This is a genomic window from Pedobacter soli (genome assembly GCF_900101435.1).
In the GTDB taxonomy this organism is placed as follows: Bacteria; Bacteroidota; Bacteroidia; order Sphingobacteriales; family Sphingobacteriaceae; genus Pedobacter; species Pedobacter soli.
In genome coordinates this window covers 291,572-304,821 of the sequence record NZ_FMZH01000003.1, presented here as the reverse complement: position 1 = coordinate 304,821, position 13,250 = coordinate 291,572, and the positions used below count along the sequence as shown (strand labels likewise).

Here is a 13,250-nt window from a genome sequence, read left to right as displayed (position 1 = left end):
ATTAACCGATTTAAACAGTTTATACAATTAAACTAATTTCCTGATCACAAACAAACCATCTCTAACGGGTAATATTAATTTCTCAACCCGCTTATCATCAGCTATTTTATCATTAAAACTAGTAATATTTCTGGTGTCCTTGTCTTGTTTCTCCTGAAGTACTTTTCCACTCCACAGCACGTTATCCACAATGATTATTCCGCCAGGGCGTACGCGGTCAAAAATAAGGTCGTAGTAGGTGCCATTATTTTTCTTATCGGCATCGATAAAAACAATGTCGAAAACTTCGTCTAAATCATTTATAGTGGCATTGGCATCGCCCAAAATGTAGTTAATCTGATCGTTATATTTCGATTTCGCAAAATTGCTGCGCACCATATCCTCCAGTTCCAGATTAATATCCAATGTGTATAAAATTCCGTCGGGGGTTAAACCTTCAGCCAGACAAAGGGTGGCGTAGCCGGTAAATGTGCCGATTTCCAAAATCCTTCTTGGCGAAACCATTTTACTGAGCATACTCAAAACCCTGCCCTGGTAGTGGCCGGAAATCATTCGTGGCATTAAAACTTTCAAATTGGTTTCACGGTCTATATGCTGTAGCAACTCGTTTTCAGGCTCGCAATAGGCCAATAGTAAATCTTGTAAATCGTCGTTTATCAGGCTCATGTGTTGGTTATAAACGGTTGGTTTCCATAAAATATTGTAAAATAATAGTAGCGGCAATGGTATCTACCCTTTCTTTGTCGCGGCGGTCTTGTTTTTTTAGCCCACTTTGCATAATGGCCTGGTGCGCCATTTTAGAGGTAAAACGTTCATCAACCCAGTGCCTTGGAATATCTGGGAACGACTTTTTCAAAAGCGTGGCAAAGCCTTTTACATATTGTGCCGAATCAGAAGGCGTGCCATCCATTTGCTTAGGGTCGCCGATTACAAAAGCTTCTACCTGTTCAGTAAGCAGGTATTTTTTGAGGTATTCAATCACATCTTTGGGGTGAACGGTATCCAAACCGGTTGCAATAATCTGCAAAGGATCTGTTACGGCTATGCCGATGCGCTTGGTACCATAATCAAAAGCTAAAATTCGGGCCATAAGTTGTTATGCGTTTTGCGCCGTTTAAAAAAATAAAGTCCAAAGGTAAGGTTTTTGAAATAATCGATAATCGCGTGGTTTTTGGGCAAAGTATGTACTTCTAAGGTAAGATCGTAATTACGAATGTGCGAATCTCATATCTATTTCTTATTTTGCACCAAATGCAGTTTAAAGAAATCATAGGACAGGAAAGAGTGAAGCAACAATTGGTGCAAACGGTTAAGGAAAACCGCATTAGCCATGCGCAGTTGTTTTTGTCGCCTGCGGGTTCTGGTGCTGTGCCTCTGGCCATTGCCTATGCGCAATACATTAATTGTTTGGATAGAGGCGAAACAGATAGCTGTGGCGAATGCTCAAGCTGTAGGAAGTACGAGCGGTTAATTCACCCCGATCTGCATTTTTCTTATCCTTTCTTTGCTTCTGCTAGTGTAAAAACAGCTGTTGATGTGCTGGATGAATGGCGCAATATGGTATTGGGCGATCCTTATTTCGATATGGATATCTGGCGCTCTAAGCTGGATGCAGCCAATAAACAGGCCAATATCAACATTGCCGAATGCCACGATATTATTAAAAAACTAAGCTTTAAAGCCTTCGAGGCCGAAACCAAAGTTTTAATTATGTGGCTGCCCGAATATTTGGATAAGGCTGGCAACGCTTTGTTAAAACTGATTGAAGAACCACCAGCCAATACACTTTTTATTCTCATTGCTCAAAGTCAGGATCAGATTTTAACTACCATTTTATCCAGAACACAGATTGTTAAAATACCGAAACTTACTGCAGAAGAGGTTACCGGATATTTATTACATAGCAGTGGTTTAACCGAACACCAGGCCACCGATTATGCTTTTCTGGCGGATGGTAATTTAATTGAAGCCAAGGCACTGGCGGCCGATACCCAAAACGATAGCTCAGGTACATTTACGGCCTGGTTAAGAATGGGATTTGGCAATAAAGTGCCCGACCTGATTAACTTTACCGATGAGGCGGCCAAGTGGGGACGGGAAAACCAAAAGAATTTTTTAAAGTATGGCGTAAATTATTTGCGCGAATGCTGTTTGATTTTAAGCGGAGCCGAAGAACTGGTAAAATTACCGCCATTAACCTTCGAAACGGCTAAAAAATTAAGTATGCACGTGCTTACGCTACCGATGGCTGAGGCCATAATTGGCGAGCTGGAAAAAGCACATTACCACATTGAAAGAAACGCAAATCCGAAAATTCTGTTTTTAGATGTATCTTTACAACTGGTAAAAATTATCAAGTTTAAAACGCTCCCTGCGGGGACTCAATATATATACAATTAATATGGGATGTGGAAGTTGTTCAACAGGTGGTGGTTGCACCCCTAATGGATGCAAGAGTAATGGCTCATGCGGCACCGGTGGTTGCCAGACAATGGAAGTACACGATTGGCTATCCAACCTGGATATGCCAGCTAATTATAAACCTTTTCAGGTTACCGAAATCAAATTTAAAGGTTCACGTAAAGAGTTTTTCTTAAACAGCGATAACATTTACCTCGAAATAGGCGAATTGGTAGCCGTTGAAGGCCCAACAGGAGGCTTTGATGTAGGCCATGTTTCGCTTACAGGCGAATTGGTGCGCATACAAATGAAGCGCCGTAAAACCAGCGTTGATCAGGTAGTAAAGAAAATTTACCGAAAAGCTACCGATGCCGATGTAGAAAAATGGAATGCTGCAAAAGGGATGGAATGGGAAACCATGCACAAGGCCCGTAAACTGGCGCTCGACCTCCGTTTGCAGATGAAAATAAGCGATGTAGACTATCAGGCCGATAAAACCAAAGCTACGTTTTTTTATACTGCCGATGGCCGTGTGGATTTTCGTGAGCTGATTAAAAAAATGGCTGAAAGTTTCCGGATCAGGATTGAAATGCGCCAGATTGGGATGCGCCAGGAAGCCGGCCGTTTAGGTGGGATTGGGTCTTGCGGCCGCGAATTGTGCTGCTCTACCTGGTTAACCAATTTTAAAACCGTTTCTACAGCAGCGGCACGTTATCAAAATCTGTCGCTTAATACCTTAAAACTGGCGGGCCAGTGTGGTAAATTAAAATGTTGCTTAAACTACGAGCTCGATACCTATCTGGATGCCTTGAAAGATATTCCGGATAAAATCGAAAATTTAGATACCGAAGCCGGTTATGCACGCCACCAGAAAACCGATATTTTTAAAAAAATAATGTGGTTTAGCTACCAGGGCGATGAAAACTGGATTCCGGTTAAGGCGGCGCGCGTAAAAGAAATCATGGCTTTAAACAAAGCTGGTAAAAAGGTGCCGAATCTGAAAGAGGATGCCATCCAGATTGCAGCTCCGGTTGTGGTAGAAAAATCGTTCGACTACGAAAACGTGGTTGGTCAGGATAGTTTAACGCGCTTGGATGAACGTTCGCGTGGTAAAAACAATCGCAACAATAATCAGAAGAACAACCGTAACAACCAAAAGAATAATCGCGATAGAGTACCTGCTGGCGAGAAAAGCCCTCAGCCTAATAATAACAGGCCTCAACAGCAAGGTGGACAAAAGCAGCAACAAGGCGGAAAGCAGCAGCAAAACCAGAAACAGCAACAAAATGCTGCACCAAAAGGTCAAAGCCCACAGCAGGCTGTGCCAAAACCAGCACATGTTAACGGACCAAAGCCTCAAAACAACAAACCTAAGCAACAGCAGCAACAGCCCCAGGGGCAAAAACCAGTTGTTAAAGCAGAAGGAAATGCAGTGCAGGGAGAAAAGCCTGAAGCGAGCAAAAACAAGAACAGAAATAATCGTAGGAAAAACAATAACCGCCGAAACAATAACAATGGTTCAGAAAATAAACCTGCTGCCGAATAAAATAAACTTCCTGGTATTCGGTTTTTGTGCAATGGTATCGTTATTGGCGAGTTGTACCAGCGGTACTGTTATCGATAGCAATGTTGAGCTGGCGGACCGACGCTGGACCTATCGTAACCATATTTCAACACCGTTTGAAATTAAGGATTACACCAAAGGTTATAATATTTATTTCAAACTAAGGCATACTGCCGATTACAAGTATGCCAATATTTTCATTTTGGCGCACTTTAAAGACGGGAAACAGGTGGTAACCAAGCGTTACCAATACAAACTGGCCAAAAATGATGGCGAATGGCTGGGAAGTGGTTCAGGCAATATATTCAGCTATACCTTACCTATGCTCACCAATTACCATTTTCCCCGCAACGGGAAGTTTGACATCGAAATTGAGCAGAATATGCGCGATAACCCGTTGTTAGAAGTGAGCGATGTAGGGCTTGCGATTGAGCAGGTGCAATAACGCGAGGTATAGGCTAATTTTTTCGTCATGCTGAATTTATTTCAGCACCTCTTTTAAGTACTTAATGAAACAGCCATCGGTTAGCTCTCTAAGTTATATGTTCGCTATTCATATTCACGGCTAAATATACTGCAACAAATTCTCCAGCTTCATCCCCCTCGATCCTTTTAACAATACCAGATGATCCTGAATTGGATTTTGTTGCAAGTAATCTGCCGCTTCAGCAGGTGTTTCAAAAAACAGACCATTAACCTGGTCTTTAAAGGCATAGAAATATTTGCCGATAAAAATCAGTTGATCTAATCCGCTTTCCTGTGCCTGGTTAACAATCAGCTCGTGCTGGGTTGGCGATTCGGGGCCAAGCTCAAACATGTCACCCAAAATAGCTGTCTTTTTTCCGGCCGATAAAACTGAAATATTGTTTAAAGCGGCAGTCATACTGCTGGGATTGGCATTGTAAAAATCGCAGATTACCGTGTTTTTTTCGGTTTTGGTTAATTGCGACCGGTTATTTTTGGGTTGATAGTTGGCTAAACCGGCATTAATTTCTTCGGGATTCATGTCGAAGAAATCGCCAATGCAGATGGCTGCAAGTATGTTTTCGAAATTGTAACTGCCTGTTAAATTGGTTTTAACAGTCGATTCAGCCTCATGGTTAGTCCATGTTACCTCAATAAAAGGATCGCTGCTCTTTAGCGTGCCTTTAATGGTGTTGCCATTTTCTGTTCCGTAATATATCAGTTTATTTAAGCCTGCGTTAGCACTCATTTCGAGCAGATAAGCATTGTTCCGGTTAATAAAAGTATAGCCATTGGTTGCTTTCAGGTAAGCATAAAGCTCTGCTTTTCCTTTTTTTACCCCTTCAAAGCCACCAAAACCATCTAAATGGGCCATACCAACATTGGTAATAATACCATGTGTAGGCTGGGCAATAGTGCAAAGCAGTTCAATTTCTTTCTGGTGGTTGGCTCCCATCTCTATCACTGCAATCTGCACATCAGCGGTAATGGCTAATATGGATAAAGGAACACCAATGTGGTTATTCAGGTTGCCAAAAGTGGCAAAGGTTTTGTAACGTTCGGCCAGTACAGCGTTTACCAATTCTTTACTGGTGGTTTTGCCGTTGCTGCCAGTTAAACCTATAACTGGAATATTTAACTGTTTGCGGTGGTAGCGAGCCAGATCCTGCAAAGTGGCTAATACATCATCTACCAGTAAGCATTGTGTATTTTCTGCATACTTTTCTTCATCAATTACCGCGTAAGCTGCTCCTTTTTCAATGGCCTGATGGGCAAATTCGTTCGCATTAAAAAGATCACCTTTCAACGCAAAAAATATACAACCGGGTGTAATGTTTCTTGTATCGGTAGAAATAACGGGATTTTGCAGATAGTGGTCGTATAGTTTTTCGGTTGTAATCATGTGGTCGTAAAAAAATGTGATGTAAAATTAAGCTTTAGCAACAACAAAAAACAAAATTAGTACATTAGGTAAAATTATTTTCGCATGAAAAGACTGCTAACGTTCTGCCTGATCTTGCTGAGCTCTATTTTTTTAGTACAGGCCCAGCTGAAAACTCCTGATGATTTTCTGGGCTACGAACTTGGCACACGCTTTACCCCGCACCACAAAGTGGCCGATTATTTCAGGCAGATTGCTGCGGCTTCTCCAAAAAATGTAAAATTAATTGAATATGGCAAAACTAACGAAGGCAGGCCATTACTGGTAGCCATTGTTTCGGCACCTGAAAATATCAGCCAGTTAGAACAAATTAGAAATAATAACCTTAAACTGAGTACCGGAACCAATACCAATGTTGATTTAGCCCGGCAACCAGCAATCCTTTGGCTGAGTTATAATGTGCATGGAAACGAGGCCAGCTCTACCGAAACAGCTTTGAAGATGCTGTACACCTTGGCATCAGATACTTATAAGCCTGCTAATGAGTGGCTAAAAAATACTGTGGTAGTGATTGATCCCTGCTTAAATCCTGATGGGCGCGACCGCTATGTGAATTATTTTAATAGCGTAGTGGGCAAAACACCTAATTCCGATCCTTCATCACGCGAGCACATGGAGCCCTGGCCAGGCGGTCGACCCAATCATTATTATTTTGATTTAAACCGCGATTGGGCCTGGCAAACACAGATAGAAAGTCAGCAAAGGCTGGCTTTATACAGCCAATGGATGCCTCAGGTGCACGTCGACTTTCACGAGCAAAGCTATAACGAACCTTATTATTTTGCGCCGGCAGCAGAGCCTGTACATCAGGATATTACACCCTGGCAAAAAAGTTTTCAGGTGGTTGTAGGGAAAAATAATGCTAAATATTTCGACGCCGAAGGCTGGCAATATTTTACTAAAGAGCGTTTCGATCTGCTCTACCCTTCTTACGGTGATACCTATCCGCTGTATAATGGATCAATCGGGATGACGTATGAGCAAGGGGGTATCAGGGCAGGTTTATCGGTGGTAACCAACGATGGTGATACATTAACCTTAAAAGATCGTATTGCCCATCACTTTACAACGGGTATTTCAACTCTCGAAGTAACCGCTTTAAGCCACAATAAACTTTTGGAAGAGTATAAAAAATATTTTCAGCAAGGGTTGAGCAATGCGCCAGGTATTTATAAAAGCTATATTATAAAGGCAAGCAACTTGTCGCGCTTAAAAAAGCTAGCCGAATTGCTAAGTAAAAACAAGATCGAATTTGCTTTTGGAGGAGATAAACAAGGTCGTGGTTACGATTACGACAGCCAAAAGGAGGAAAATTTTTCAGTTGGGCGGAATGATTTAATTGTGAGTGTGCTGCAATCGCGGGCCGTTTTGGCGAATGTACTGTTAGAGCCGCATACCGTTGTAACCGACTCTAATACCTACGATATTACCGCCTGGGCGCTTCCTTATATCTATGGATTAAAAGCTTACGCCAGTAAAGAAAACATAAAAGGTAAATTTGCTACCCTCGAAGAACCTAAAATAGCCAGTAACGAGGTAGATAAGCCATTGGCCTGGCTGTTTAACTGGGGAACAAGCGAGGATGCGCAGGTGTTGATTGCTTTGCAAAAGGAAAATATTAAAGTGAGGCAGGCCGATCAGCCCTTTTCGGTAAACGGAAAAGATTACCCTGCCGGTACGCTGATTGTACTCAGGGCTGAGAATGAAAAACTGGCCAGAGGGGTAAAAGATAAGATAGCTGCAATTGCAAAGAAATTAGATAAGCCCATCCAGGCGGTTTCGAGTGGCTTTGTAGAGAAAGGCAAAGATTTTGGTTCCAATGTTTATCCATTATTAAGACAACCTAAAATTGCTATAGTATCGGGTATGGAGGTTTCCTCTCTCGCATTTGGTGAAGCCTGGTTCTACCTGGAGCATGATTTAAATCTCTCGCCCAGTATTATTAATGCCAGAGATATCAACAATCTAGATATCAACAAGGTTAATATACTGATTCTACCAGATGGTAGCTACGCACCTTTTATAGGTGATGGCTTAACGGCATGGTTAAACAAGGGAGGAAAATTGATTTTGATGGAAGATGCTATCGAAAGTGTTTTCGATAAAAAAGGTTTTGACATTAAAAAGAAAGAAGCTGCAGTGAAGAAAGATGAAAAACCAGATGCCAATAAACTGCTTTTTAAGGATAAAGACCGCGATGATTTTGAAACCACCATACCGGGTGCCATTTATAAAATTAACCTCGATGCTTCTCACCCTTTTTCGTACGGTATCGGAAAAACATATTACAGCTTAAAAACAGACCGGAAAATATACGAACCCTTTGCTAAAGGCTGGAATGTAGGTCTGGTTAACGAAAAAAGTTTAATGGCGGGGATTGTTGGCAAAAAAGCAAGAGAAGAACTGAAAACAGGTTTGCTGATTGGGGTGCAGGATTTTGGCCGGGGGCAGGTTGTTTACCTGGCAAACGACCCACTTTTCAGGAACTTTTGGGAAGGAGGCAAAACCCTTTACGGTAACATCATTTTCTGTAGTTATTAACCTACGGTTATTTCTTCAAAAGAAATTCCTAAATTGTTAGTTAACAAAAAAGTTACGCTTATAAAATAGGCCTTGGGGTGTATTTAGGACAGGATTAGTTAAAAAAAGTTAAAATTAATTTGCTTGTGGAGCTAACTAACTCTAATTTAGAGTATTATTTTACACATTAACTAACCTATTTCTACTATGAAAAAACTTCTACAGAGTTTGTTCATTGTCCTGTTTTTTGCGGTAAACGCAATGGCACAGGATCGAACAATCACAGGGACAGTTACGTCTGCTGACGATAAACTGCCAATTCCTGGAGTAAGCGTAAAAATCCAGGGTGCCGCTGGTGGTACCTCTACCGATTCGAATGGAAAATTCTCCATCAAAGTCTCCTCATCAGCCAAAGTACTTGAGTTCTCTTCAATTGGATTTGCCGCTCAAACAAGGCCAATCAGCAGCTCAAATGTAATTAATGTTGTTTTAAATACCGATTCGAAGGCTTTAGGCGAGGTTGTGGTAACAGCATTGGGTGTTAACAAGGCTACGAAAACATTGGGTTACTCTCAAAGTACCTTAAAGTCGGCGGAGGTTAATGCTTCTGCGCCCGCAAGTTTATTTGGTGGTTTGCAAGGAAAGGTTGCCGGGGTAAACATTTCCAATACTTCTGGTGCGCCAGGTGGTTCAACTAAAGTTATTTTAAGGGGTTATTCATCAATAACAGGTAGCAATCAGCCCCTGTACGTTGTTGATGGTGTGCCTTTGGATAACTCAACCGCAGGGTCTGATAACAACTATGACTTTGGTAACAATGCAAACGACATCGATCCAAACAATATCGAAAGTATCAGTATTTTAAAAGGATCGGCAGCAACAGCCTTATATGGTTCGCGTGGTTCGAATGGTGTTTTAATCGTTACCACTAAAAAAGGTGCTGCTGGAAAACTAAAGGTAGATCTTTCTACAGCTACCACATTAACCAACGTTGCTTCTGTTTATAAGCTTCAGGATCAGTTTGGCCAAGGTTGGGATGGTACTTACATTCCTTCAGAAAATGGTAACTGGGGCCCAAAATACGATGGTCAATTACGGCCATGGGGTGCTATTGTAGACAATTCCCAATTACTAAAGCCTTACTCTTTCATTAAAAACAATGTTAGAGATGCTTTAACTACCGGTATAGAGTTAAACAATAACATAGCTTTAAGTGGTGGAAATGAAAATAGCACTGCTTATTTTTCTTACGGTAATATTTACAGCAATGGTTATCTGCCATCCGACAATGATTCTTACAAAAGAAATAACTTTACCTTAAAAGGATCTACCAAGTACGGAAAGTTTTCTGCTGACGCCTCTTTAAACTATGTGGGTAAAACAACCAAGTTTATCAATCAGGGTGGTGCAAATTCGGGTATTGGTTCGTCGTTTTATGAGGATATCCTTCAGATTCCGGGAGATATTCCGATTAAGGACCTTCAGGATTATAAAAACAAGTTCTTTAACGTAGATAATTATTTTACACCTTATGCCGAAAACCCTTATTATTCTATTTATGAAAATGGAAGTCGGTATAAAAGTGATCGTGTGTATGGAAATATTAATTTAAACTATAAAGCAACTGGCTGGTTAAGTTTCCAATTCCAGCAAGGAGCTGATATTGACAACGCGATTAGTAAAATCTGGCACAATAAAAACGCACCTAGCCCAGGCAGTTATAATGCCGGAGGAAACATCGAAGGATCTTCAAGAGCAGCCGATGCAGGTGATGTAATTGACGGGTCAGTAAAAACCTTTGAGTATGATTCGAAATTAAATGCACTTTTTAACAAAGAACTAAATAGTCATTTTGATTTAGATGGTTTAATTGGGGTTAACTATAACGATCGTGGTTCAAGAGTATTAACTACAGGTATTGAAGATTTAGCTATACCAGGCTTTTATCAGATCAATAACTCTGCAAACAAGCCAACTTCAACCAGTGCAGAATCGCACCGCCGTTTATTTGGTGCCTATGCCTCAGCAACCTTTGGTTATAACAAATACCTGTATTTAACTGTTACCGGTAGAAATGATTGGTCATCAACGCTTCCTCAGGATAACAACAGTTATTTTTATCCGGCTTCAAGTTTAGCTTTCATTGCTTCACAAGCAATCGATTTTAGTAAAACACCGATCAGCTTCTTAAAAATCAGAGCAAGTTATGGTGAAACAGGTAGTGATACTGATCCTTATCGGGTGTTTAACAGCGCAACCAGAACATCAGTTCCACTAGGTTTCGGAACATTAACCTTCCCTATTTTTGGCGTTCCGGGTTATTCGATTTCTAACCAGTTAAACAGTAACAACTTTAAACCAGAGCGTGTTAAAGAGGTAGAGTTAGGTGCTGAGATCAGATTTTTACAAGATCGTATTGGTATCGATGCAACTTATTACAATAAGTTAAGAAAAGATCAGATTATTCCTTTGCCTATCGATCCATCTACAGGTTACTCATCGTACATTGTTAACTTCGGTTCTGTTCGTAATAAGGGAGTGGAGCTTGCAGTAAACATAAAGCCAATTAAAACTACAGATATTGACTGGAACCTGAATTATACCTTCACTAAAGAAAACAGTAAGGTTACTGAATTGCCGGCAGGGTTAGATAAGGTAGTCCTAAACACTGCATACGATGCTCAGTTTGTTGCGCGTGTGGGCCAACCCTTAGGTATTATCGAAGCACCAACACGTACCTATAGCCCAAGCGGTCAGGTTATTGTTGATGCTAACGGATATCCGGTATATTCTTCTGAAAATGTAAGCTTTGGTTCTACAGTTCCGGATTTTGTAATGGGTTTAGCCAACCAGTTCCGTTACAAAGATTTTTCACTTTCGTTTACCCTAGATTGGCATAAAGGTGGGGTGTTTTATTCAGGAACTGCCGATTTGTTAAACTTCGTTGGTGCTGATGCTAAAACAACTTATAATGATCGCCGTCCATTTATTGTTCCTAACTCGGTACAAAAACTGGCCAACGGTACGTATGTAGAAAATACTACGCCAATTACTGAAGCCAATACTGATGATTTTTATTATCACACCTCAAACAAGGCCGATGCTTATGCTAACCGTATTTTAGATAGATCTTTCTTAAAATTAAGAGAAGCTACTTTAAGTTATAACCTGCCAAAATCTATTGTTGGTAAAATAGGTGCACAACGTGCAAGTGTTTCTGTTTTTGGAAGAAATCTTGTTACCTGGCTGGCAAAAAACAACAATACAATCGATCCTGAGGTTTCTAACTTCGGAAATGATTTAGGAAGTGAATTTGGTGAGTTCAGAACTGCGCCTCCGGTAAGGTTCTTTGGTGCATCATTAAAAGTTTCATTTTAATCTATCTCACAATGAAAAATAATCATATAAAATATAAAGCGCTGATGTTTTCAGCAGTAGTGTTTCTTGCTTTTGGATGTAAGAAAACACTAGATATAAACATAAGTCCAAATAACCCCCTAATAGAAACCACTACACCTGAGGTATTATTTCCTTCGGCTGTAGCTTCTACTGCAGGGCGCGTTGGTGGAGATTTAACTATTCTGGGCGGAATTTGGTCTCAATATTATACCCAGGCAAATGCTTCAAATCAATATAAAACAATTGATTCGTATGCATTAACCCGTAATGATTTTAATGGCAGTTATAACGAGCTTTTTTCTGGTGCCCTTGCTGATTATCAATTGGCAATAAAACTTGCTCAGGCTAAAAGCGACTGGCGCTATAATTTAATGGCTACGGTTATGAAAGCTTACACCTATCAGGTGTTGGTTGATTTGTACGACCAGGTTCCTTATACTGAAGCTTTGAAAGGTGTAGACAATTTACAACCAAAATTTGATGATGGTTATACCATTTATGTAGGCTTACTTGCCGAAATTGATGCAGCTTTAGCTAAAGATTATACCAGCATTGCATTGAGCAGTGATCAGAAAAAAACCGATTTTCTTTTCGGTGGCGATATGAGCTTGTGGACCAAGTTTGCCAACACGTTAAAGTTAAAAATGTATTTAAGGATGGTAAATGCAAAACCTGCAGAAGCTCAGGCTGGTATTACAAAATTGTATACAGATGGAGCAAATTTTCTGACTACGAATGCTGGATTGGCTACATTTGACGGAACGCCTGATAATAGCAATCCATTTTACGAATATAATATCCGTCGTTTAAATACAACTACCAATTTAAGGGCTAGTAAAACATTTACTTCATGGTTAACCACGAATAACGACCCAAGGGTTAATTATTACTTTGGAACTGCTAATCCAACCCCAATGAATCAGGGCGATTATACAGCTACAGCTACACAGCAGCCAACTTATGCCAGTGCTACAGTTTTTGCACAAACCGCAAAAGATCCGGTATGGTTCATTTCTGCAGCAGAATCTTACCTGATGCAGGCAGAAGCACTTGAGCGTTATTATGGTGGAACAGGCGCTTTGGCCATGTATCAAAATGGCGTTCGTGCAGCCTTTACACAAGTTGGATTGGCTACAACTTCAGTTCCTGCAGCTTATTTGCTGTATAGTGGAACCTTTGATCAGAAATTAGAGAAGATTATCGTTCAAAAATGGGCTTCATTTGCCGGTTCACATAGTTTGGAGGGCTTTTTTGAGCAGGAGCGTACCGGATACCCTAAAACAAGTACAGTTTACTCAACTGATGCAAGTTATATACCCGGACAATGGGTTTACTCAAAAAATGGCGTTACTGCTGGTTTGTTTCCTAAGCGTTTGGTATACCCGGCGTCGTCAAGGGATAGAAATAGTAATACGCCTGCAGAGGTGCCAATTACAACTAAAGTTTGGTGGGGTAAATAAC

Annotated in this window: 9 protein-coding genes; 6 read left to right on the top strand and 3 right to left on the bottom strand. The window is 40.7% G+C overall.

The window, feature by feature from the left end:
- Nucleotides 1-27: 27 nt before the first annotated feature.
- Nucleotides 28-666, bottom strand: coding sequence for an O-methyltransferase (locus BLR37_RS08635; RefSeq protein ID WP_090767220.1), 639 nt, complete (start codon nt 664-666; stop codon nt 28-30).
- A 7-nt stretch (nt 667-673) separates the two neighbouring features.
- A complete protein-coding gene (gene ruvX / locus BLR37_RS08630; protein ID WP_090767216.1) occupies nt 674-1,090 on the bottom strand; it encodes a Holliday junction resolvase RuvX in 417 nt (138 codons plus the stop codon).
- Nucleotides 1,091-1,251: 161 nt separating this feature from the next.
- Between ruvX and BLR37_RS08625 the strand changes: the two genes are divergently transcribed.
- Genes BLR37_RS08625 through BLR37_RS08615 form a run of 3 tightly spaced genes read left to right on the top strand, consistent with a single transcriptional unit; the run spans nt 1,252 to nt 4,409 of the window.
- Nucleotides 1,252-2,400 carry a DNA polymerase III subunit gene (locus tag BLR37_RS08625; protein ID WP_090767213.1) on the top strand — a complete coding sequence of 383 codons (1,149 nt, stop codon included), beginning with the start codon at nt 1,252-1,254 and terminating at the stop codon, nt 2,398-2,400.
- A 1-nt stretch (nt 2,401) separates the two neighbouring features.
- Nucleotides 2,402-3,946 carry a PSP1 domain-containing protein gene (locus BLR37_RS08620; protein WP_090767210.1) on the top strand — a complete coding sequence of 515 codons (1,545 nt, stop codon included), beginning with the start codon at nt 2,402-2,404 and terminating at the stop codon, nt 3,944-3,946.
- Nucleotides 3,915-4,409, top strand: coding sequence for a gliding motility lipoprotein GldH (locus BLR37_RS08615; RefSeq protein ID WP_039474214.1), 495 nt, complete (start codon nt 3,915-3,917; stop codon nt 4,407-4,409). The genes BLR37_RS08620 and BLR37_RS08615 overlap by 32 nt, the downstream gene beginning before the upstream one ends.
- Before the next feature lie 120 nt (nt 4,410-4,529).
- Here the strand turns inward: BLR37_RS08615 and BLR37_RS08610 are convergent, their stop codons facing one another.
- Nucleotides 4,530-5,831, bottom strand: coding sequence for a UDP-N-acetylmuramoyl-tripeptide--D-alanyl-D-alanine ligase (locus BLR37_RS08610; protein ID WP_208599619.1), 1,302 nt, complete (start codon nt 5,829-5,831; stop codon nt 4,530-4,532).
- An 84-nt stretch (nt 5,832-5,915) separates the two neighbouring features.
- On the opposite strand from BLR37_RS08610, the gene BLR37_RS08605 reads away from it, so the two are divergent.
- The 3 genes from BLR37_RS08605 (at nt 5,916) to BLR37_RS08595 (ending at nt 13,249) form a co-directional block, all read left to right on the top strand.
- Nucleotides 5,916-8,411, top strand: a complete 2,496-nt coding sequence (locus tag BLR37_RS08605) for a M14 family metallopeptidase (RefSeq protein ID WP_090767207.1) — start codon at nt 5,916-5,918, stop codon at nt 8,409-8,411.
- A gap of 186 nt (nt 8,412-8,597) precedes the next feature.
- Nucleotides 8,598-11,768, top strand: coding sequence for a SusC/RagA family TonB-linked outer membrane protein (locus BLR37_RS08600; protein WP_090767204.1), 3,171 nt, complete (start codon nt 8,598-8,600; stop codon nt 11,766-11,768).
- An 11-nt stretch (nt 11,769-11,779) separates the two neighbouring features.
- Nucleotides 11,780-13,249 carry a SusD/RagB family nutrient-binding outer membrane lipoprotein gene (locus BLR37_RS08595; protein ID WP_090767201.1) on the top strand — a complete coding sequence of 490 codons (1,470 nt, stop codon included), beginning with the start codon at nt 11,780-11,782 and terminating at the stop codon, nt 13,247-13,249.
- Nucleotide 13,250: the final 1 nt, after the last annotated feature.